The organism is Pantoea rwandensis (genome assembly GCF_000759475.1).
Taxonomy (GTDB): Bacteria; Pseudomonadota; Gammaproteobacteria; order Enterobacterales; family Enterobacteriaceae; genus Pantoea; species Pantoea rwandensis_B.
Window position 1 is genome coordinate 1,859,273 of sequence record NZ_CP009454.1, and the last position, 22,438, is coordinate 1,881,710.

Annotated in this window: 21 protein-coding genes; 17 read left to right on the forward strand and 4 right to left on the reverse strand. The window is 55.8% G+C overall.

Going from position 1 to position 22,438, the window contains the following annotated elements:
* Positions 1–9: 9 nt before the first annotated feature.
* Positions 10–2,022 carry a bifunctional tRNA (5-methylaminomethyl-2-thiouridine)(34)-methyltransferase MnmD/FAD-dependent 5-carboxymethylaminomethyl-2-thiouridine(34) oxidoreductase MnmC gene (gene mnmC / locus LH22_RS08540; RefSeq protein WP_038645673.1) on the reverse strand — a complete coding sequence of 671 codons (2,013 nt, stop codon included), beginning with the start codon at positions 2,020–2,022 and terminating at the stop codon, positions 10–12.
* 155 nt (positions 2,023–2,177) lie between these two features.
* On the opposite strand from mnmC, the gene fabB reads away from it, so the two are divergent.
* Together fabB and LH22_RS08550 are read left to right on the forward strand one after the other, a co-directional pair.
* Positions 2,178–3,398 carry a beta-ketoacyl-ACP synthase I gene (gene fabB, locus LH22_RS08545; RefSeq protein ID WP_038645675.1) on the forward strand — a complete coding sequence of 407 codons (1,221 nt, stop codon included), beginning with the start codon at positions 2,178–2,180 and terminating at the stop codon, positions 3,396–3,398.
* Between the two features lie 219 nt (positions 3,399–3,617).
* The gene (locus LH22_RS08550; RefSeq protein ID WP_038645678.1) at positions 3,618–4,799 is read left to right on the forward strand and encodes an MFS transporter; all 1,182 of its coding nucleotides are present in this window, start codon (positions 3,618–3,620) and stop codon (positions 4,797–4,799) included.
* Here LH22_RS08550 and LH22_RS08555 read toward each other — a convergent pair.
* On the reverse strand, positions 4,762–6,198 hold the full coding sequence (locus LH22_RS08555) for a PLP-dependent aminotransferase family protein (RefSeq protein ID WP_038645680.1): 1,437 nt from the start codon (positions 6,196–6,198) through the stop codon (positions 4,762–4,764). The genes LH22_RS08550 and LH22_RS08555 overlap by 38 nt on opposite strands.
* Positions 6,199–6,284: 86 nt before the next feature.
* Here LH22_RS08555 and LH22_RS08560 point away from each other — a divergent pair, with 86 nt between their 5' ends.
* The gene (locus tag LH22_RS08560) at positions 6,285–6,728 is read left to right on the forward strand and encodes a rhodanese-like domain-containing protein (RefSeq protein ID WP_038645682.1); all 444 of its coding nucleotides are present in this window, start codon (positions 6,285–6,287) and stop codon (positions 6,726–6,728) included.
* A 1-nt stretch (position 6,729) separates the two neighbouring features.
* On the opposite strand, the gene flk is transcribed toward LH22_RS08560, so the two are convergent.
* On the reverse strand, positions 6,730–7,761 hold the full coding sequence (flk, locus tag LH22_RS08565; protein WP_038645684.1) for a flagella biosynthesis regulator Flk: 1,032 nt from the start codon (positions 7,759–7,761) through the stop codon (positions 6,730–6,732).
* A 114-nt stretch (positions 7,762–7,875) separates the two neighbouring features.
* Complete coding sequence (locus tag LH22_RS08570; protein WP_038645686.1) at positions 7,876–8,781, reverse strand: DMT family transporter; 906 nt, start codon at positions 8,779–8,781, stop codon at positions 7,876–7,878.
* Positions 8,782–8,876: 95 nt separating this feature from the next.
* On the opposite strand from LH22_RS08570, the gene LH22_RS08575 reads away from it, so the two are divergent.
* From LH22_RS08575 to LH22_RS08640, 14 genes are all read left to right on the forward strand, one after another.
* On the forward strand, positions 8,877–9,656 hold the full coding sequence (locus LH22_RS08575) for an AraC family transcriptional regulator (protein WP_038645688.1): 780 nt from the start codon (positions 8,877–8,879) through the stop codon (positions 9,654–9,656).
* 166 nt (positions 9,657–9,822) lie between these two features.
* Positions 9,823–10,947 (forward strand): 4-phosphoerythronate dehydrogenase PdxB, encoded by a 1,125-nt coding sequence (pdxB, locus tag LH22_RS08580; RefSeq protein WP_038645691.1) that lies wholly within the window; start codon positions 9,823–9,825, stop codon positions 10,945–10,947.
* Between the two features lie 102 nt (positions 10,948–11,049).
* Positions 11,050–12,060 carry an aspartate-semialdehyde dehydrogenase gene (locus LH22_RS08585; protein ID WP_038645693.1) on the forward strand — a complete coding sequence of 337 codons (1,011 nt, stop codon included), beginning with the start codon at positions 11,050–11,052 and terminating at the stop codon, positions 12,058–12,060.
* Positions 12,060–12,866 carry a tRNA pseudouridine(38-40) synthase TruA gene (gene truA / locus LH22_RS08590; RefSeq protein WP_097116567.1) on the forward strand — a complete coding sequence of 269 codons (807 nt, stop codon included), beginning with the start codon at positions 12,060–12,062 and terminating at the stop codon, positions 12,864–12,866. The genes LH22_RS08585 and truA overlap by 1 nt, the downstream gene beginning before the upstream one ends.
* Positions 12,867–12,902: 36 nt before the next feature.
* The gene (locus LH22_RS08595; protein WP_034825120.1) at positions 12,903–13,565 is read left to right on the forward strand and encodes a DedA family protein; all 663 of its coding nucleotides are present in this window, start codon (positions 12,903–12,905) and stop codon (positions 13,563–13,565) included.
* A gap of 132 nt (positions 13,566–13,697) precedes the next feature.
* Positions 13,698–14,606, forward strand: a complete 909-nt coding sequence (accD, locus tag LH22_RS08600; RefSeq protein ID WP_034825118.1) for an acetyl-CoA carboxylase, carboxyltransferase subunit beta — start codon at positions 13,698–13,700, stop codon at positions 14,604–14,606.
* 189 nt (positions 14,607–14,795) lie between these two features.
* Entirely contained in the window at positions 14,796–16,064 is a 1,269-nt protein-coding gene (gene folC, locus LH22_RS08605; protein ID WP_038645695.1) for a bifunctional tetrahydrofolate synthase/dihydrofolate synthase, read from the forward strand.
* Complete coding sequence (gene dedD, locus LH22_RS08610; RefSeq protein ID WP_038649982.1) at positions 16,054–16,809, forward strand: cell division protein DedD; 756 nt, start codon at positions 16,054–16,056, stop codon at positions 16,807–16,809. The genes folC and dedD overlap by 11 nt, the downstream gene beginning before the upstream one ends.
* 251 nt (positions 16,810–17,060) lie before the next feature.
* Positions 17,061–17,546: a colicin V production protein gene (cvpA, locus tag LH22_RS08615; RefSeq protein WP_034825265.1), complete on the forward strand. Its 486-nt coding sequence runs from the start codon at positions 17,061–17,063 to the stop codon at positions 17,544–17,546.
* A gap of 36 nt (positions 17,547–17,582) precedes the next feature.
* Positions 17,583–19,100 carry an amidophosphoribosyltransferase gene (gene purF, locus LH22_RS08620; protein WP_034825114.1) on the forward strand — a complete coding sequence of 506 codons (1,518 nt, stop codon included), beginning with the start codon at positions 17,583–17,585 and terminating at the stop codon, positions 19,098–19,100.
* Positions 19,101–19,215: 115 nt separating this feature from the next.
* Positions 19,216–19,785 carry a UbiX family flavin prenyltransferase gene (locus LH22_RS08625; RefSeq protein ID WP_038645698.1) on the forward strand — a complete coding sequence of 190 codons (570 nt, stop codon included), beginning with the start codon at positions 19,216–19,218 and terminating at the stop codon, positions 19,783–19,785.
* Positions 19,786–20,060: 275 nt separating this feature from the next.
* Positions 20,061–20,843 (forward strand): lysine/arginine/ornithine ABC transporter substrate-binding protein ArgT, encoded by a 783-nt coding sequence (gene argT / locus LH22_RS08630; protein WP_034825110.1) that lies wholly within the window; start codon positions 20,061–20,063, stop codon positions 20,841–20,843.
* Between the two features lie 192 nt (positions 20,844–21,035).
* A complete protein-coding gene (locus LH22_RS08635; RefSeq protein ID WP_038645701.1) occupies positions 21,036–21,722 on the forward strand; it encodes a histidine ABC transporter permease HisQ in 687 nt (228 codons plus the stop codon).
* Complete coding sequence (locus LH22_RS08640; protein ID WP_034825106.1) at positions 21,719–22,435, forward strand: ABC transporter permease; 717 nt, start codon at positions 21,719–21,721, stop codon at positions 22,433–22,435. Before LH22_RS08635 ends, LH22_RS08640 begins: the two co-directional genes overlap by 4 nt.
* The last annotated feature ends 3 nt before the right edge of the window (positions 22,436–22,438 follow it).

The following is a 22,438-nucleotide window of genomic DNA, read 5'->3' on the forward strand; positions in this document are numbered from 1 at the left end:
CCCGCCATCCTAGCGTCCCGCTTTCTTACCTTTCAGCAGTTTTCTTACCCAGTAACGATTCGGATTCAATGCCGCCAGCGTGGTGATATCCAGCGGTTGCGGCTCACCACTCATCTGTGCCGCCAGCACTTCCGCTGCCAGCGGCGCGCTGCACAAACCGCGTGAACCCAGCGCACCCAGCACAAATAAACCAGCATGAACCGGTGCATCGGCAAGGGTTTCACCCCGTGCACGCTGCTCCGGCAAATCAGCGTATTGCGCCAGCGTTGCGGCGTAATCAGGCGCGCTGCCACTCATCGGTAAGTGATCGCGCGTGGCGCAGCGTACGCCGACACGCGCCTCGTTATCACTGATATCCACTTGCTGCGGCCACTGCGCATCCGGCAGGCAGTTCACCAGGCGCTGGCGATTTTCCTGCTGATCGTCAGCACGGAAATCGGTTGTGGTATCGCCGCGATGGTAGCTGGCCCCGATGCAGTGGGTATTGAAATTCGGGCTGACTGGCGTGAGATAGCCGTCATAGCAGAGTACGGTATTTAACGCGCCCAGCTCAGGATTGGTCGGCACATGACTGACCTGACCCGCCACCGCATATACGGGCAAGTCTTTGCTCTGCTCAATCTCCAGCAGGGCATGGCCATTGGCGATCACCACCTGCTGATGATTCACCGAGGGCTGCTCGCTGAAGTTCAGGGTCCACCCTTCAGTCGTCGTTTCCAGCGTGGTGACGCGATGCAGCCAGTGTAGGCGTAAACCCAGCGTTTGCGCATGCTCCAACAGGTTGCTGGTCAATTGCGACGGAGAGAGCCAGCCGCCTTGCGGATAGAAAATGCCACCACAACCGGTATCGACGCCCGCTAACTGCTGCGCGTCCTCTTTACTTACGCCGTACGCCACATCATGCGGCAATCCCATCTCCAGCATCTGGGCAATTTTATCGGCACTTTTGCTGTCCCAGCCGAGTTGCAACACGCCGCTCCAGTCATGCTCGAACATCACCGGTAGCTGGTCGTACAAACGGCGGGCAAAGGTGAACGCCGCAGGGAAGAACGTAGCGAGAGCGGGATCGTGCTGATTAAGCAGCGGGTAAAGTGCGCCTTGACGATTGCCGGAAGCACCCAGCGCGGGCGCGGCATCGGCGCAATAAAGTGTTACCTTCCAGCCGCGGCGCAGCAGCGCCAGCGCCAGTACGGCACTCGCCACGCCACCGCCAACCAGCGCCACTTCCTGAGTGCGAGCCGCAGGGCGGGCGTACCATGGCTGGGTGTGGGGTAGGGCTGCAACCTGTTCCATTACGCCGGTTAACATTTCGCGCTTGTGACCAAAGCCTTTGCGTTTGGTCACCGTGAACCCGGCTTCCTGCAAACCACGGCGCACAAATCCGGCGGCAGTGAACGTTGCCAGCGTCCCGTCTGGACGCGCCAGACGCGCCATGGCGGCGAAAAGTTCTGGCGTCCACATTTCCGGGTTTTTAGCGGGGGCAAAACCATCTAAAAACCATGCATCCACCTGAGCATTAAGACTGTCATCAAAGGTATTAATTAGCGCGTTAATATCACCGAGCCAGAGATCGAGCGTGACTTTACCGCTGTTGAACAGTAAACGCTGACAACCCGGCAGCGCCTGTGGCCACTGTTGCTGTAATTGTTCGGCCCATGGCGCCAGCTCGGGCCAGTGCGCATGTGCGGCAATCAGATCGGTTTGCGTCAGTGGGAATTTTTCGCAGCTGATGAAGTGCAGGCGCTTAAGTGTCGCGTCGGGATGTTCGCTACAGAAGCGATCGAAGGCTTGCCACAGGGTGAGAAAGTTAAGACCAGTCCCAAAACCGCTCTCAGCGACGATAAAAAGATCGCGCGAATGTTGAGCAAAGCGGGCAGGAATATGGTTGCCATCAAGAAAAACATAGCGCGTCTCCTCCAGCCCATTGTCGTTGGAGAAATAGACGTCGTCGAATGCTCGGGAAACAGGTGTACCCTGATCATTCCAGTTTAATTGCGCGTGTTCAACCGGGGATAACTTCACGGGAAAGGCTCATATTTCAGGCAGTGGCGCGATTTTAACGACTGCCGTCACATGACGCAAATTTACAAAAGGAAATGGCTGATCGGACTTGTTCGGCTTACAACTGTAAGCTAGAGTGCACGTCAATCCAAAAGAAGTGGAATGAGGACTATTGAATGAAACGTGCAGTGATTACTGGCCTGGGTATCGTTTCCAGCATTGGTAATAACCAGCAAGAAGTGCTGGCTTCTCTGCGTGAAGGCCGTTCGGGTATCACCTTCTCTGAAGAGATGAGAGATATCGGTATGCGCAGCCACGTATGGGGCAACGTCAAACTGGATACCAACGGGCTCATCGATCGCAAAATCGTGCGTTTCATGAGTGATGCTTCAATCTACGCTTACCTGTCAATGGCGGAAGCGATTCAGGATTCCGGTCTGACTGATGAGCAATATCAGAACAACCCACGCGTGGGTCTGATTGCCGGTTCAGGCGGTGGTTCTCCGCGTTACCAGGTCTTCGGTGCCGATGCGATGCGTGGCCCGCGTGGCCTGAAAGCCGTTGGTCCTTATGTGGTGACCAAAGCCATGGGTTCAGGTGTATCAGCTTGTCTGGCTACCCCATTCAAAATCCACGGCGTGAACTACTCAATCAGCTCTGCCTGTGCGACTTCCGCACACTGCATCGGTAACGCGGTTGAGCAGATTCAGTTGGGTAAACAGGACATCGTGTTTGCTGGCGGCGGCGAAGAGCTGAGCTGGGAAATGGCCTGTGAGTTTGATGCGATGGGCGCACTGTCTACCAAATACAACGAAACGCCAGAAAAAGCTTCTCGTACCTATGATGCAAACCGTGATGGTTTTGTGATCGCAGGCGGCGGCGGCATGGTGGTGGTTGAAGAGCTGGAGCATGCTCTGGCGCGTGGCGCGCACATCTACGCTGAAATCGTCGGATACGGCGCAACCTCAGACGGCGCAGATATGGTTGCTCCTTCAGGCGAAGGCGCAGTGCGCTGCATGAAGATGGCTATGCAGGGCGTTGATACCCCAATCGATTACCTCAACACCCACGGCACTTCAACGCCAGTCGGCGACGTGAAAGAGTTGGGCGCGATTCAGGAAGTGTTCGGTGACAACTCGCCGTTCATCTCTGCGACCAAAGCCATGACCGGTCACTCACTGGGTGCAGCCGGCGTGCAGGAGGCGATCTACACCTTGCTGATGCTGGAGCATAACTTCATCGCGCCAAGCATCAACATCGAAGAGCTGGATGAAGCCGGTAAAGGCCTGAACATCGTGACGCAGCCGACTGAAAAAGCGCTGACCACCGTGATGTCCAACAGCTTCGGTTTCGGCGGCACCAACGCCACCTTGACCATGCGTAAGCTGCCAGCTTAATCGCGTGATCACAGTTTTCCAGGGGCCGGTCTATCCGGCCCCTGTTGTTTTTGACATTTCCCTCGCTGCTTGCCTACACTCATCCCATCTTGCCTGAAATAAAATAATCGTTTGTGCACATTATGAACCAAATAACCCGTTTTCGTCTGAATGCAAGACACGAACGTGTAAGAGGGTCTCGCTTGTCGCACACGCTCTGAACAAGGAGTTCATACCATCATGTCCACGGCTGCTGATACGCAGACGCAATCTGTGCTGCCTTTGGGTTGCATATCCTTTGCGGTATTTCTCACTTATTTAACCGCAGGGCTGGCGCTCCCGGTCATCCCGCTGTACGTGCATCAGGAATTGGGCATGAGCAACCTGATGGTGGGTGTTGCGGTAGGGATTCAGTTCTTCGCCACGCTGCTGACGCGCAGCTTCGCCGGACGCCGAGCCGATCAGCACGGTGCAAAGCTCACCACGCAACACGGTATGATCGCCATCGCGCTGGTGGGTGGGGCGTATCTGGCCGCGGCGCTGTTGCCCGTTTCGCCGTGGGCAAAATTTGGTTTGCTGGCAGTGGGGCGTTTGTTACTCGGATTTGGTGAAAGCTTGCTGCTCACCGGCAATCTGACCTGGGGCATGGGGTTGGTGGGCAGCAAACGATCCGGCCTGGTGATGTCGTGGAACGGTATGGCGATTTATGGATCGCTGGCAGCGGGCGCACCGCTGGGTTTGCTGATCAATCAGCATGGCGGATTCGCGGCACTCGGTGGTGTCGCGCTGTTACTGCCACTGCTCTCGCTGGCGATCAATAGCTGGGTCACTAAAGTGCCGGTGGTGGGTGGCGAACGTCCCTCATTGCTCAGCGTGGTGAAAACCATCTTTCAACCCGGCATGGCGCTGGCGTTACAGGGCACCGGTTTCGCCGTGATCGGTACCTTTACCTCGCTCTATTTTGCTGCAGAAAACTGGGGCAATGCCGGTTTTGCCCTGACCGCATTTGGCTGTGCTTTTGTATTGGTGCGTGTTTTCTTTGGCGGCCTGCCGGATCGTCACGGTGGCGTCCGCGTCGCAATGATTTCGCTGCTGGTGGAAACCGCCGGTTTGCTGGTGCTGGCATGTGCAACCTCTGGCTGGATGGCGCTGGTGGGTGCCGCGCTCACCGGTTGCGGCTGTTCACTGATTTTCCCGGCGCTCGGCGTCGAGGTGATCAAACGCGTCTCGCCACAAATTCGTGGCACGGCGCTGGGCGGTTTCTCTGCTTTCCAGGATATCGCTTACGGTGCCAGCGGCCCACTGACCGGCCTGCTCGCCACGGCATTGGGTTATGGCTCGGTCTACCTTGCGGGTGCCTGCTGCGCAGCCCTGGGCATTCTCGTCACCTGGTCGTTTGCGCGTAGCGCGACAGCAGCGTAACCAGTTTATCGCAGGCGCTGACAATCTCACCCGGCGTCAGCGCGGCAAAGCCCAGCAGCCAGCCTGGTTGCGACTGACTGCTGGTGTATAACGGCGACAGACGCGGCAACAGCAGACCAATTTCACTGGCCTGCTGCGTGAGTTGTGCTTCCTCACCCTGATGCAATGATACCGTCAGCTGCAGCCCGCCAGATGCCTGCAGCGGCGTCAGCCACGGCTGCAGGCGCGTGTTGATCTGCTCCAGCAATCGATCGCGGCGACTGTGATAAAGCTGACGCATTAGCCGCAGGTGGCTGGCAAAATGACCTTGCTGCAGAAACTCTGCTGTGATCGCTTGCGGCAACAGCGCGCTGTGTCCATCAAGAATGCTGCGTGCGCGACCAACGGCATCCACCAGCGCTGGCGGGACCACCATCCACGCCAGTCGCAGGGAGGGGAAGAGCGTTTTGGAAAAGGTGCCGAGGCAGATAACCCGGCTATGATTCTCCAGGCCCTGCAAGGTGGGAATCGGGCGATCGTCATAGTGAAACTCACTGTCGTAATCATCTTCTATCAACCAGCTTTGATGTTGGCGCGCCCAGTCGAGCCATTGCAGACGGCGGGTCAGGCTCATCGCGGTGCCGGTGGGATAGTGATGTCCCGGCGTCAAATAAACCAGCCTGGCATCGCCTTCCAGCGGTATTGCCCCTTCGCCATCCAGCGGCATCGCGCGGCAGTGTGCACCCGCCGCGAGGAATGCGTTACGCGCGCCAGGATAGCCCGGCTCCTCAAGCCAGACTTCATCATTGGCATCCAGCAACATCAGTGCCAGTAACTGCAAGGCCTGCTGTGAACTGGTTAGGATCACCACTTGCCCGGCAGCGCAGCGTACGCCGCGTGATAACGCCAGATAATCCGCCACCGCCTCACGAAGCGGCATAAAGCCCAGTGGATCGCCATAGCCCATCACCTGGCTACCCAGCGAGCGCTGTACGCTGTTACTGATCCGGCGCCATTGCGTATGCGGGAAAGCGCGTAATTCAGGCGAACCGGCGGCAAACGCATGGGGGAACGGCGGATCCTGGCAGCCACCCGTCGCCAGAATCTGCTCGCCGCGTCGGGAGAATTGGGGTGAATTCAGTACGGGTGTGGTCGCCGCCCGTGCAGGCATCGCAATCGATACGTAAGTACCCCGGCTCGCCCGTCTCTCCAGATAGCCTTCACTCTCTAACTGCGCATAAGCGGCTTCCACCGTCACCCGCGACAGTGACAAATCCTCGGCTAACTGACGGCTGGAGGGTAAGCGTTGCTGATGGTGTAAATGACCGCTGGTAATGGCCTGGCGTAACGTATGGCACAAACGTTCACGCAAGCCGCCGGATGACGCATGATTAAACAGTGCTAAAAAAGAGTGGCGCATGGTGGTCTTATCACTGTGGAAAAAGTGGTATCAGATTGCAGACCACTTTGCCGTAAACTCAGGGAAAATTACACAAGGAGAATGCGATGTCATCAGTCTTACTCTTCCCACCCGCCGATCCTCAAGAGAGCGTGGCCTATCTGCAGCACAAACTGAGTTACTACACTGACGCCTGGGATTTGGCAGAAGATCTGGCGCAAGGCGTGAGCGCGATTGTGGTGATCGATGCACGATCCACTGAGGTTTATCAGGCGGGGCATATTACCGGGGCGCTCTCGTTTCCGCATCGCACTATGAATGCCGAATCCACAGCACAGTTGGATCGCAGCAAGGTTTATATCACTTACTGCGATGGCATTGGCTGCAACGGCTCAACGAAAGCGGCATGGAAACTGGCTTCGCTGGGTTTTCAGGTCAAAGAGTTGATAGGTGGGCTGGATTTCTGGAAACGCGATGGGCATCCGTTAACGTGGGGAACGTCGCCCGGCGAATGGCCACAGGCCGCACCCGGCGCGCACTGTGGCTGTTAAGTTACAGAAATAGCCAGAGTAAAAAGAAGAACAGCGCCAGGCCAAGGATTAACGTCAGTGCCGGGCGCTGAGCCAGTGGACGCGGTAATATCTCGATCCACGGCGACCAGATCGGCTGCGGGCGCAGATCGCTGGCAGTGTGCGGCTGCTCCAGCGTTTTCTCGACGCGACGACTGAAGAGTAAATTGAGGAGATCCTGGGTTTGCGCGGGCGTCAGCACTGTCTGTGGCGTGGCCTGGAAACGCTGCTGGCTGTAATCCTCCAGCAAACGCTGTTCGTCATGCGTCAACGGCTGCTTCAGCGAGGTTTCCAGCATTTGTAAGGTCGGTGCGCTGTGTTGACCCAACGTCTGACGTACCTGCAAATATTGTGTCAGCAGCGGGAAGTGGCGAGAGGGAATCGGATCGCCACTCTTCAGATTGACCAGTTTCAGCGCTTCAGACAGCAGCTTGACCGGTGATTCACCGGTCGTGGCCGCGAGGCGCGTAACCTGTTGATTCAGCGATTGCTGTTCAGCCGGCAGCAGTGTGCGGTCGGACGCGCGCGTTTGCTGCGGTTGTGGGATCGCCATCTGCCCATTTTGCAGCATGGTCAGCACCTGACGTAGCTGATCCTGCGAGAGCGCACTCAGCACCGTTTGATTGAATTGCTGACGGATAAAGTCACTCACCGCCTGACGATTATTCCCCTGCGGCAGCTTCTCCAAGAGCTGCTGCAACAGCTGGCGCGTTGCAAGGCTGTTCTGCACCTGGGTCAAGCGCCCATTCAAATGCTGTTCGGCAGCAGGAAAATGACGCGATTGCAGCTCAGCATCATTCTTTACGCCCACTTCATGGCGTACGCCAGCCCACAATTCAGGGGCTTTCAAGGTACTGAGTGACATGATGCGCACAATCAGACGTTCCAGCGTGGTGCGCTGGGCAGGGGAGAGTGGCTGTTCGCCCGCCGGTCCGCCAGGACGAGTGGGGCCAGTCGCATGAGTGAGCGTTGAACGATCGCCCGCAGGCACACCGGGACCGCTGAGAGGTTGCATGGCGGAATCCTTGAAAAACGAGGTCAGATCCGGGTGCGCCGGAAAAAAGAGGCCATATGATAACAAAAGCCCCCGGGAAATCCACGGGGGCTGCGGCCTTTCGGGACAATAAAATCAGGTGGCAGGATCGGGAACGGTCGACTCACGTGGCTTGCGCAGGGGTGTTTTCAGGCGTTGCGCCATAATCACACCGACTAAGGTCATCCCGCCACCTATCCAGTGATAAGCGTGCAACTGCTCATGCAGGAACATCACCGCGATAATGGCGGTAAACGCGGGTACAAAATTCATAAAAATGGTTGTCGTACTGGCGCCCAGACGTTGCACGCCAAGGATCCACAAGAATGGCGCAATAATGGACGCGAACAGCCCGGCAAACAGCACCAGCGGAATGTTATGCAGATTCAGCGTAACGTCCGGTGCGCGCAAGAATCCAGGCAGTAACAGCAACACGCCAAAGAAAATCTGTACGTACAGGCTCTGCCAGGTCGGCAGAGGGATCGCCCAGCGTTTGGTCAGCACACCGTAAAGCGCATACGAGGTGGAAGCCGCCAGCATCATCAACTCGCCGTTGCCAAGACGCTGATTCAGCAACTGTGCCGGATTCCCTTCACTCACCAGCCAGACCAAACCGGCAAAGGACAACAGGCCACCAATTAAAATGCCGCGCGTCGGTGCAAGGCGCAAAACGAACAGGCTGAGCAGAATGGTCAGCAGCGGAATCGTGGCACCCAATATGCCCATCATCACCGCCGATACGCTGTGCGCGGCATAGTAGGCGAGACTTTGATATAGCACCATGCCCAACAAGCCGAGGACCAATAATCGCCACAGGTTGGCCTTCACGGCATGGCGATGACGCCACACGCCGGGCAGGCTGAAGGGGGCGAGCACAATGAGTGCCAGCAACCAGCGATAAAAAGAGATGGCGGCAGGATCGATGCTCCCGGCAGAGAGTTTGCTGACGATGGTGTTGATCGACCAGATCATCACCGCGATCAGCGGAAACAGTAAATTCATCGTACGGCTCCTGAGTTTAATCGCGAATAGTTTACATTTGACCGGTTTAAACCAGATAGTTAAAATCGGACAACATTCGTTAGTGACCGGACAGAATGAATTTACAGATCGAGTATCAACCGCCGATTGATGCACCGCTGCTGCGCTATTTTATGCGCTACGAGCAGGCTAACGCGAAAACCGCATATCTGCCGCATCTTCACAGTTGGGGTCAGGTGATTTTCGTCACCAGCCACGTGCTTGAAATGGAAGTGGAGGGGGAACGGTTATTAACGCCAGCTGATATGCCGATTTGGATCCCGCCAGGACAACGGCACAGTAGCTATAACCATTGCCATGCCCAGTTTCGCACCTTCAACCTCGCCGCCGATCTCTGTGCGGGGATGCCCGACAATGCCTGTTTGCTGCACGTTGATGCGATTGTGCACGCCATCATGGATGACTTTGCGCAGCGCGAGTTGGAACAACCTCAGATCGAAGCGGACTGGCGATTGTGTGAAGTCTTAATTGATCGTCTGCGCCAGGCACCGGTGCACACCAGTTATTTGCCCCTGTCGGACGACAAATTCCTCGCGCCGATTTTGCGTGCCCTGGAAGAAAATCCCGGTGACAACACCACGCTGGCACAATGGGCGAAGCGCGTGTTCACCACCGAGCGTACGCTGGCGCGACGTTGTCAGCAGCAGTTGAAAATGTCTTTCAGCGAATGGCGCCAGCGTTTACGGTTTTTGCGGGCCATTGCACTCCTGGAGCAGGGCTGCAGCGTGCAGGGCATTGCACACGAACTCGGCTATAGCTCGTCATCAGCGCTGATTGTGATGTTCCAGCAGCAGGCCGGCACCACGCCGGATCGCTACCGCAGCCGGTTAAGTTGAAATGGGTTAGACCTGAAATCATTCGCGTCGCAGAAAGGCGGCAAAGGTGTGGGGCCTCGGTCAGTAACGGAGGGTATCTACGCAGCCAACGTATCTGTGGCTTGAAGTATGACGGGTATATGTAAGAATACGCGCCTCAAACGCCTCAGCAGACAGGACCGCCGCAGTGAAAATTCTCGTCGATGAAAACATGCCTTACGCTCGTGAACTCTTCAGTCGCACCGGTGAAGTATTGGCCGTGCCTGGACGTCCGTTACCCGAAGCAGAGTTGCAGGATGCCAGCGGACTGATGGTGCGTTCGGTGACCAAAGTGAATGCTGAGCTGCTGGCTGGTACGCCGGTGAAGTTCGTGGGTACCGCCACGGCTGGCACTGATCATGTGGACGATGCTTCTTTGGCGGCCGCTGGAATCGCCTTCTCGGCGGCACCGGGCTGTAACGCGATTGCGGTGGTGGAGTATGTCTTCTCCTCATTGCTGCTGCTGGCCGAGCGCGATGGTTTTGAACTGCGCGATCGTACCGTGGGGATTGTCGGCGTTGGCAATGTGGGTGGTCGTTTGCATAAACGTCTTGAAGCCTGGGGAGTGAAAACCCTGCTGTGCGATCCGCCGCGTGCGGATCGTGGCGATCAGGAAAGGTTCCACTCGCTGGATGAGCTGGTGGCACAGGCCGATATTCTGACCTTCCATACGCCGCTGTTTAAAGACGGCCCCTATAAAAGCTGGCATCTGGCCGACATGGCACTGCTGATGGCACTCAAACCCAACACCATCCTGATCAATGCCTGCCGTGGCCCGGTGGTGGATAACGCCGCGCTGCTGGAAGTGTTGAAAATGCGCAGCGACCTCAGCGTGGTGCTGGATGTGTGGGAGCCGGAGCCGGATCTGAACCTCGATCTGCTGGATAAAGTGGATATCGCCACGGCACACATTGCGGGCTATACGCTGGAAGGCAAAGCGCGCGGCACGACACAAGTATTTGAAGCCTGGTGCGCGTTTATCGGTCAGCCGCAACAGGTGGCGCTGGAGAGCCTGCTGCCTGCACCGGAATTTGGCACCATTACGCTGCACGGCAAGCTCGATCAGCCAACGCTGAAACGACTGGTGCACCTGGTGTATGATGTGCGCCGCGACGATGCCCCACTGAGAAAAGTGGCTGCCAAACCGGGCGAGTTTGATCGCCTGCGCAAGCAGTATGAAGAGCGTCGTGAATGGTCATCGCTACAGGTAAAATGTGATGATGCCGAAAGCGCCGCGATGCTGGAAAAGCTCGGTTTTCGCGCCAGTTTGTAAAGTTAAATCAATCCCCTGCGTTTTCGCGCGGGAAAAGTCTTAAATGTCAGGCGGTGTCATCACCGCCTTCTGTTTTTATGTCATTGTCTGGAGTAAACCAACATGTCTGACGGCTGGAATATTGCGCTATTGGGCGCAACAGGCGCAGTAGGGAACGCTGTACTGGAATTGCTGGCAGAACGCCAGTTCCCGGTTGGTGAATTGTATCTGCTGGCGAGCGAAAACAGCGCCGGCGAGAATATGCGTTTTGATGGACGCACACTTTATGTGAAGGATGCGGCCGAATTTGACTGGACTCAGGCTCAGCTGGCGTTTTTCACTGCTGGACGTGAAGCTTCCGCGCGTTACGCCGATGAAGCCGCGAGCCAGGGTTGCCTGGTGATCGACAGCAGCGATTTGTTCGCGCTGGAGCCGGATGTCCCATTGGTAGTGCCTGATGTGAACCCACAGGTGCTGGCCGATTATCGCAATCGCAACATCGTGACGGTGGCCGATGCGCTGGTCAGCCAGCTGTTAAGCGCTATCAAACCGTTGGTGGATACTGCAGGTTTAAGCCGTTTGCAGGTGACCAATTTGATTTCGGTTTCCAGCCACGGTAAAGCGGCAGTGGATGGCCTGGCGGGCGAAAGCGCGCGCTTGCTGAATGGTGTACCGGCAGATGAGCACTATTTTGGTCGTCAGTTGGCGTTCAACCTGTTGCCGCAGCTAGCGGATAGCCACGGCAGCGTGGAGAGTGAACGTCGTCTGGTGGATCAGGTGCGCAAAGTGCTGCAGGACGAGGGCTTGCCGATTGCCGTCAGCAGCGTGCAGGCGCCGGTGTTTTACGGCAACACGCAGATTGTGCATGTCGAAAATTTACGTCCGCTGTCAGCCGAAGAAGCGCGAGATGAACTGGATCGTGCTGAGGACATTATCCTCAGCGCAGACGGTGAATACCCGACGCCCGTCAGCGATGCATCAGGTAATGATGCGCTGAGTATTGGCAACGTGCGTAATGACTACGGTCTCCCTGAGCTGCTGCAATTCTGGTCCGTGTCTGACAACGTTCGTTTCGGCGGCGCACTGATGGCGGTAAAAACCGCTGAGAAATTGGTGCAGGAGTACTTCTATTAATGTTGTCTGAAGAAACGACATTTAAGCTGGCGTTAGGCATTGAGTACGACGGCAGCCGTTACTACGGCTGGCAGCGACAGAACGAAGTGCGCAGCGTGCAGGAAAAGCTGGAAAAAGCGCTGTCGAAAGTGGCGAATCACCCGGTGGTGGTGTTCTGCGCTGGACGCACGGATGCCGGTGTGCACGGTACCGGGCAAGTGGTGCATTTCGAAACCACCTCGCAGCGTGCCGACAGCGCCTGGACGCTGGGTGTGAACGCCAATTTACCTGACGACATCGCCGTACGTTGGGTGAAAGCGGTGCCGGAAGAATTTCATGCCCGCTTTAGCGCCACGGCGCGTCGTTACCGCTATGTGATTTTCAATCAGCGGCTGCGACCGGCGATTCTTGGCAACGGCATCACCCATTTTTATCATCCGCTGGATGTCGAGAAAATGCAGCGTGCCGGTCAGTGTTTAATTGGCGAGAACGACTTTACCTCGTTCCGTGCGGTGCAGTGCCAGTCGCGCACGCCGTGGCGCAACGTGATGCACCTGAACGTCACGCGTTACGGGCCTTATGTGATTGTCGATATCAAAGCCAACGCGTTCGTGCACCACATGGTGCGCAATATTGTCGGCAGCCTGATGGAGATTGGCTGCGGCAACCAGCCGGAAAGCTGGATGGCTGAGTTGCTGGCGGCAAAGGATCGTACTCTGGCGGCAGCGACCGCTAAAGCCGAGGGGTTGTATTTGGTGGCGGTGGATTACCCATCCCACTTTGCGTTACCTCAGCCTGCGTTGGGACCTTTGTTCCTCGCAGATTAATTTAAATGAGTAAGGATGTTTGGGAGCCGGAACATTATGGAATTCATCCACTTTTTGATCGACTTTATTCTCCATATTGATGTGCATTTAGCCGAACTGGTGGCGCAGTACGGCGTCTGGATTTACGCCATTCTGTTCCTGATCCTGTTCTGTGAAACCGGCCTCGTGGTCACACCTTTCCTGCCAGGGGATTCGTTACTGTTTGTTGCTGGTGCGCTGGCGGCTCTGCCCGGTAACGATCTCAACGTGCATTTAATGGTCACGCTGTTGGTGATTGCTGCCATCCTCGGTGATGCGGTGAACTACACTATTGGTCGGTTGTTCGGAGAAAAGCTATTCAGTAATCCGAACTCGAAAATTTTCCGTCGCAGCTATCTGGATAAAACCCACGCGTTTTACGATCGCCACGGTGGCAAAACCATTATACTTGCGCGCTTTGTACCAATCGTGCGAACCTTTGCCCCCTTTGTGGCGGGGATGGGACACATGTCTTATCGCCACTTTGCGCTCTTCAACGTAACGGGTGCGCTGCTGTGGGTGCTGCTGTTCTCCTATGCCGGTTACCTGTTCGGTGATTTGCCGGTGGTGCAGGAGAACCTGAAACTGCTGATTGTGGGCATTATTGTGGTCTCAATTTTGCCAGGCGTGATTGAAGTATGGCGCCATCGCCGTCAGGCACGTCAGCAGAAGCCACAGTAAGCCCGTCACCAGATTTTTATCCACAGCGTGAACGGGTTGTGGTTTAATGAGCGACATTTACGACCTGCTGAAGGTGATTTCAGCAGTCACAAGAAGACTGGACCAGGTCAGCATTAAACAGAAAGGTCATCAATGAGCTGGATTGAACGCATACTGAATAAAAGCACCACCACGCCAACGCGCAAAGCCAGTATCCCGGAAGGGGTCTGGACCAAATGCGATAGCTGTGGTCAGGTGCTGTACCGCGCCGAACTGGAGCGTAACCTTGAGGTCTGCCCGAAGTGCGACCACCACATGCGCATGCACGCCCGTGAGCGTCTGCACACCATGCTGGATGAAGGTTCTCTGGTTGAATTAGGCAGCGAGCTGGAACCGAAGGATCTGCTGAAGTTCCGCGATTCCAAGAAGTACAAAGATCGTCTGGTTGCCGCGCAGAAAGACACCGGTGAGAAAGATGCGCTGATCGCCATGAAAGGGACGCTGCACGGAATGCCCGTGGTGGCGGTAGCCTTTGAGTTCTCCTTTATGGGCGGCTCAATGGGTTCTGTGGTTGGCGCGCGCTTCGTGCGTGGCGTTGAGCAGGCACTGGAAGATAACTGCCCGCTGATCTGCTTCTCTGCGAGTGGCGGTGCCCGTATGCAGGAAGCGTTACAGTCGCTGATGCAGATGGCAAAAACCAGCGCAGCGCTGGCGAAAATGCAGGAGCGCGGCTTGCCGTACATCTCCGTGCTGACCGACCCAACCATGGGCGGTGTCTCTGCCAGCTTCGCGATGCTGGGCGATTTGAACGTCGCAGAGCCGAAAGCGCTGATCGGCTTTGCCGGCCCACGCGTTATCGAACAGACCGTGCGTGAAAAACTGCCACCGGGCTTCCAGCGCAGTGAGTTCCTGATCGAAAAAGGCGCGATCGACATGATCATCCGTCGTCCGGAAATGCGCTTTAAGCTGGCCAGCCTGCTGGCGAAAATGATGAACCTGCCAGCGCCGCTGCAGGATGGTGATCAGCCTTCTACGGCTGTGCCGGAGAGCAACGAGGCCTGACAGGCAACGAAAAGCGGTGGTTAACGCTTTTCACCAATGAACCGTAAACACCCTGTCATTCGAGTTGCAGCAAGGCGGCAAACGAATGAATCCTCCGGCAGCTTACTCAGTAAGGGACCGGGGGGGATTGAGTGCAGCCCACGCCGCTGCGGCTTGAATGACGATGTGTAAGATGAGTAAACGGGACACATGGACACTCTGCAGCTTCCTCAAGCCACGTCGCCTTTGGCCACGTGGCTTCATTATCTTGAACATCTGCATTCTCAGGCCATCGAATTGGGTCTGGATCGTATTCAACGCGTCGCCGCACGCCTTGACCTGCTAAAACCCGCTCCGTTTATCTTTACTGTTGCCGGCACCAATGGCAAAGGGACCACCTGCCGCACGCTGGAAACGCTGTTGCTGGCAGCGGGCTATCGCGTGGGCGTGTACAGCTCGCCGCATTTGGTGCGCTACACCGAACGCGTGCGCGTGCAGGGCTCCGAGCTGGATGAAGCGCTGCACAGCGCCAGCTTCGCCAGTATTGAAGCCGGACGCGGTGACATTTCACTCACCTACTTTGAATTCGGCACCCTCTCCGCACTGAATCTGTTCCGTGAGGCCAATCTTGATGTGGTGATCCTCGAAGTGGGTCTGGGCGGACGTCTTGACGCCACCAACATCGTGGATGCGGATGTTGCGGTGATCACCAGCATTGCGCTCGATCACACCGATTGGCTGGGGCCGGATCGCGAAAGCATTGGCCGGGAAAAAGCTGGCGTGTTCCGCGGTGGCAAACCGGCGGTCGTGGGTGAGGCGGATATGCCTCACACCATCGCCGAAGTCGCGGCAGAGAAGGGCGCGCAGCTACTGCAAATTAATCGCGACTGGCAGTGGCAGAAACAGGAAAACAGCTGGACGTTACAGGACGCACACGGTGAGCTGCACGACCTGCCGTTGCCGCAGGTGCCGTTGCCCAATGCGGCGACTGCACTGACCGCGCTGCGCGCATCAGGACTCAACGTCAGCGAAGCAGTGATCCGCGAAAATCTGCCCTTAGCGATTCTGCCCGGGCGCTTCCAGACGGTGAGTGAAAGCCCGCGCGTGATTCTCGATGTGGCGCACAATCCGCATGCCGCGCATTATCTGGCTTCGCGTCTGGCGGAGTTGCCGAAAAGCGGTAAAGTGCATGCAGTGGTCGGCATGTTGCATGACAAAGACATTGCGGGGACGCTGGCCGCGCTGGCACCGCAGGTGGATAGCTGGTTCTGTGCACCGCTTGACGGTCAGCGTGGCGCCACCGCCGATGAGCTGATCGCCCACCTTGAAGGTGGCAATGCGTATGATAACGTCGATGCAGCATGGCAGGCCGCGCGTCAGCAAGCCGCGCCTGAGGATGTGATTCTGGTGTGTGGTTCTTTCCACACCGTTGCACAGGTTATGGAATCGATGTCAGCGGAGAATGGCAGTGGCAAGTAAGTTTCAAAATCGCTTAGTCGGTACCGTCATTTTGGTGGCGATTGGCGTCATCGTGCTGCCGGGGCTGCTCGACGGCAAGAAAAAGCATTATAAAGAAGAGTTCGCGGCGATTCCGCTGGTGCCAAAGCCGGACGATCAGCAGGATAGCGAAATGGTGCCGCCGGTGACGCAACCGCTCCCGGCGCAGCCGCCGGAAGGGGCGAGCACGGCGCAAACCCCGGATAACGGTAAAGGCAGCAGCTCGGCCAGCAATGGCAATGCGCAACCGGTGCAGAACAGCGAGCCTACGCTGGTGACACCGCCGCCGGTGCATCAGCAGACGAAGCCGGTTGAGCAGCCGAAGCCGAAAGTGGTCGAACAGCCCAAACCTAAACCGGTTGAACAGCCGAAACCAAAACCGGTCGAGCAACCAAAACCAAAAGTGGTAGAACAGCCGAAACCGGTTGAGCAGCCAAAAGCGGTCGAAACACCGAAACAGAGTGAACCGGAAGCGGCTCCTGCGGGGCAGGCGTTTGTGGTTCAGCTGGGTGCGCTAAAGAACGCGGACAAGGTGAGTGAGATCGTGGCGCAACTGCGTCTGTCGGGATATCGTGCCTTTACCGTGCCATCCACGCCGGTGCAGGGACAAATCACGCGTATTTACGTGGGTCCGGATGCCTCAAAAGCGAAGCTGCAGAGTTCGCTGAGTGAGTTACAAAGCATCTCCGGGCTCGGTGGCGTGGTGAAACCGTACGGCACGCGTTAATGCTGTGATAAGCCGCGCCGATAGCAGTAAAAGGCGCGGTATAGCACAAGCGGTTAAGCGAGAATGTTGTGGTAAATCTGTTTTATATCAGTGAGTTAAATTGCTAATTTTACTCAGGGCGAGGAAAGTTTTTTTCATCGCCCTTTTTATGGATACAGAACCGGAAAACCCTACGCAAACGTTTTCTTTTTCTGTTAGAATGCGCCCCGAACTGGATGCAGGGGTGCATAAGCACTGGGTTGGAAGCGTTCATGATCTGGATTGATTACGTCATTATTGCGGTAGTTGGTTTTTCGGCTCTGGTCAGCCTGATTCGTGGGTTTGTCCGGGAAGCCTTATCTCTCGTTACCTGGGGATGCGCGTTTTTTGTCGCCAGTCATTACTACACCTACCTTGCAGTCTGGTTTACAGGTTTTGACGACGAACTGGTTCGCAACGGCATCGCGATAGCGGTGTTATTCGTTGCCACCCTGATAGTGGGTGCCATCGTGAACTATGTGATCGGCTCGCTGGTGGAAAAAACCGGCTTGTCGGGAACCGACAGGGTGTTGGGGGTCTGTTTCGGGGCGTTGCGTGGCGTGCTGATTGTTTCCGCTATGCTCTTCTTCCTCGATACATTCACCGGCTTTTCCAAAAGCCCGGACTGGCAACAGTCGCAACTCATTCCCCAGTTCAGTTACATCATCAGGTGGTTTTTCGATTACCTGAAAAGCACGTCCAGTTTTATACCCCGGTAACGCCACCGGGAGTGCGGCCAATGAGGAAATGACAACATGTGCGGTATTGTTGGTATCACCGGTTTTATGCCAGTAAACCAGTCGATCTATGACGCGTTAACGGTGCTGCAGCACCGCGGGCAAGATGCCGCCGGCATTTGTACCATCGATGCGCTTAACTGCTTCCGTCTGCGTAAAGCGAATGGCCTGGTGAGCGATGTCTTCGAAGCACGCCACATGCAGCGTTTGCAGGGTAATATCGGGATTGGCCATGTTCGCTATCCAACCGCGGGCAGCTCCAGCGCTTCTGAAGCGCAGCCTTTCTACGTAAACTCCCCGTATGGCATTACGCTGGCGCACAACGGCAACCTGACCAACGCGCACGAACTGCGTAAGCATCTGTTCGAAGTGGGTCGCCGTCACGTTAACACCACCTCTGATTCTGAAATCCTGCTGAACATCTTTGCGCAGGAGCTCGACCGTTTCCAGCATGACCCGCTGGAAGCTGACAACATTTTTGCTGCGGTAGCGGCAGTGCACCAACAGGTGCGCGGCGCTTACGCAGTGGTTTCGATGATTATTGGCCATGGTTTAGTCGCGTTCCGCGATCCAAACGGGATTCGCCCTTTAGTTCTGGGTAAACGCGTGATTGCTGATGGTCGCACCGAATATATGGTGGCCTCTGAAAGCGTGGCACTGGATACGTTAGGCTTCGAGTTCATCCGCGATGTGGCGCCTGGTGAAGCGGTGTACATCACCGAGCAGGGCCAGCTCTCCACGCGCCAGTGTGCTGAGAATCCAAAAACCAACCCATGCCTGTTCGAATACGTTTACTTTGCGCGTCCGGACTCCTTCCTTGATAAGGTGTCGGTCTACAGCGCACGTGTGCGTATGGGCACCAAACTCGGTCAGAAAATTGCCCGCGAATGGGAAGATCTGGATATCGACGTGGTCATTCCGATCCCGGAAACCTCCACTGATGCCGCGCTGGAAATCGCCCGTATTCTCGACAAGCCATACCGTCAGGGCTTCGTGAAAAACCGCTATGTGGGCCGCACCTTTATCATGCCGGGCCAGCATATGCGTCGTAGCGCGATTCGCCGTAAGTTGAATGCCAACCGTGCCGAGTTCCGTGATAAGAACGTGCTGCTGGTCGATGACTCCATCGTGCGCGGCACCACTTCTGAGCAGATCATTGAAATGGCGCGCGAAGCCGGTGCAAAACGCGTTTACCTGGCGTCTGCCGCGCCGGAAATTCGTTTCCCGAACGTCTACGGCATCGACATGCCGAGCGCTACCGAACTGATCGCGCATGGTCGTGAAGTGGAAGAGATTCGTCAGCTGATCAAAGCCGATGCGCTGATCTTCCAGGACCTCGATGACCTGATCGAAGCAGTGCGTGAAGAGAACCCGGATATCGCACAGTTTGAGTGCTCGGTATTCAACGGCGTTTACGTCACCAAAGATGTCGACCAGCAGTACCTCGAGTATTTGCAGTCACTGCGTAATGACGATGCGAAAGCGATTCAGCGTCAGAACGAAGTGGAAGGTCTGGAGCTGCATAACGAAGGCTAACGGCCTCGTGGTGCTCATCTTTAACAGGGCGGGGGAGACTCCGCCCTGTTTGTTTTTGTATTTTTGTTCAGTGAGCGGCTATCATTGCCGCAATCTGAACGGGTAGGGCTGAATAATGAAACGACTGATCATTGGTATTTCCGGCGCCAGTGGCGCGATATACGGCGTGCGATTGTTGCAAGTGCTGCAACCTTTGGCCGATGTGGAAACCCATTTGGTGATCAGTCCGGCTGCGCGTCAGACGTTATCGCTGGAAACGGATTACAGCCTGCGTGATGTGCAAGCACTGGCTGATGTGGTGCATGACGTACGTGATATCGCGGCCAGCATCTCATCCGGTTCCTTCAAGACACTCGGCATGGTGATTTTACCCTGTTCAATGAAAACCCTTTCCGGCATCGTGCACAGCTACAGTGATAGTTTGCTGACGCGCGCCGCCGATGTAGTACTGAAGGAGCAGCGTAAACTGGTCCTGTGCGTGCGCGAAACGCCGCTGCATCTTGGGCATTTACGCATGATGACCACTGCCGCGGAATTGGGCGCCCTGATCATGCCGCCGGTGCCCGCTTTCTATCACCGCCCACAAAAAATTGAAGATCTGGTCGATCAAACCGTCAATCGCGTCATTGATCAATTCGATATTGAGCTGCCGCAAGACCTGTTTACCCGTTGGCATGGCGCATAATGGTGCAATTTTGCACTAACTGTGTGCAATTTCGCGTGCCCGATCACTCTTCGTGCATCTTGTGCACCAAAAGTTAACAATGTCGCTTTTTCTTCCTCACGCCGCTGTTATATTTCCCTCACAAACTAAGTGCTTGCGCCCCTGAAGGGCGCGGTATTTAGTGCGCCTGAGCACGCTTTCGCCGTTTTGCATAACTGGCATGAAACCTGCAAATCATTCAGCGCAAACACACATCACGACCATATAACAATAAGCACTTCACTTGAGGGTTACCTATGAAAAAGCGAGTTCTGGCTCTTTCCCTGATGCTGGCCATGTCCAGCGCTGCGAGCGTGTTCGCTGCGGTACCAAAAACGCTGCGCATCGGGACAGACCCGACATACCCGCCGTTTGAATCCAAGAATGCACAAGGCCAGTTAGTCGGCTTTGACATCGATCTGGCGAACGAAATCTGTAAGCGTATCGAGACCAAATGTACTTATGTGGAAAGTGATTTTGATGCGCTGATCCCGTCGCTGAAAGCGAAGAAGATCGACGCTATCATCTCTTCTCTCTCCATCACCGAGAAACGTCAGGAAGAGATCGCCTTCTCTGAAAAACTCTACGCCGCCAATGCACGTTTAGTGGCGAAGAAAGGTTCCAGCCTGCAACCGACCATTGAATCGCTGAAAGGTAAAAACATCGGTCTGCTGCAGGGCACCACTCAGGAAACCTACGCGAACGAAAACTGGCGTCCTAAGGGTGTCACCGTGACGCCATACGCCAACCAGGATCTGGTGTATCAGGATCTGGATGCAGGTCGTATCGATGCGGCTTTCCAGGATGAAGTGCAGGCGAGTGAGGGCTTCCTGAAACAGCCGGTTGGCAAAAACTATGCGTTTGCGGGTCCCGCAGTTAAAGATGACAAAATCTTTGGTGTGGGTACCGGTATGGGCTTACGCAAAGATGATGCCGACCTGAAAGCGGCCATCGATAAAGCGTTTGATGCCATGCGTAAAGATGGCACATACGACAAGATTGCGAAGAAGTACTTTGATTTCAACGTATACGGCGATTAATTGTCCTGTTTTCTGACCTTGATGATTGATTTGCAGCAGGGTTGGTCATAACTATTCACTCCGGGCGCTTACTTATGTAAACTCCCGGGGTTCATACGCTTGCCGCCATCTACCCTGTGATTCAAATCCTGGTCAGGACTGTCCGTTAGTTGGGCAGCGTTTGTTATTTTCCCTCACGACAGGATCGAACCCATGCTGTATGGCTATTCTGAAGTAATCCTAAAAGGCACCCTGGTGACCCTTGAGCTGGCACTCAGCTCGGTGGTGCTCGCCTTAGTGCTTGGCTTAATGGGCGCTGGCGCCAAACTCTCTCGCAGTCGCCTGTTGGTGATGATTGCTGAAGGCTACACCACCTTAATCCGCGGTGTGCCCGATCTGGTTTTGATGTTGCTGATCTTCTACGGTCTGCAAATCGCCCTCAATACGGTCACTGATGCGCTGGGCATGGCGCAGTTTGATATCGATCCGATGGTGGCCGGTATCATCACACTTGGCTTCATCTATGGTGCCTATTTCACCGAAACCTTTCGGGGTGCTTTCCTCGCTGTGCCAAAAGGGCAGATTGAAGCGGCTACCGCTTTCGGTTTCACCGGTTCGCAAACTTTCCGTCGTATTTTGTTCCCGGCGATGATGCGTTTTGCGTTACCAGGCATTGGTAATAACTGGCAGGTGATTCTCAAAGCCACGGCGCTGGTGTCGCTGCTGGGGCTGGAAGACGTGGTGAAAGCCACGCAGCTGGCGGGTAAAAGTACCTGGCAGCCGTTCTACTTCGCGATCGTCGCGGGGGTGATTTATCTGGTGTTTACCACGCTGTCGAACGGCGTGCTGTGGTGGCTTGAACGCCGCTACACGGTGGGTGTGAAAAGGGCAGAGCTATGATCGATATTATTCAGGAGTATTGGAAACAGCTGCTCTGGACCGATGGTTACCGTTTTACCGGCGTCGCCATTACGTTGTGGTTGTTGATTCTTTCCGTGGTGATCGGCGGTTGCATGGCGGTGTTGCTGGCGATTGCGCGTGTATCGCCGAATCGTTATATCTCAACGCCCGTCTGGCTGTTCACCTATGTGTTCCGCGGTACGCCGCTGTATGTCCAGCTGCTGGTATTCTATTCCGGCATGTATACGCTGGAAGTGGTGAAAGGATCGGAGCTGCTGAATGCCTTCTTCCGCAGCGGCCTGAACTGTACGCTGCTGGCCTTTACGCTGAACACCTGCGCTTACACCACCGAAATTTTTGCCGGTGCCATTCGCGCAGTTCCCCATGGCGAAATTGAAGCAGCACGCGCTTACGGTTTCTCCCCGTTTAAAATGTATCGCTGCATCATTCTGCCGTCGGCGCTGCGTACCGCGCTGCCAGCCTACAGTAATGAAGTGATCCTAATGCTGCACTCCACCGCGCTGGCATTTACTGCCACGGTGCCGGATCTGTTGAAAATCGCGCGTGATATTAACTCGGCGACCTACCAGCCGTTTACCGCGTTTGGCATCGCTGCGGTGCTGTATCTGATTATCTCTTACGTGCTGATTAGCCTGTTCCGCAAGGCGGAACGCCGCTTCCTGGCGCACGTGAAACCTTCTTCATCGCATTGAGTA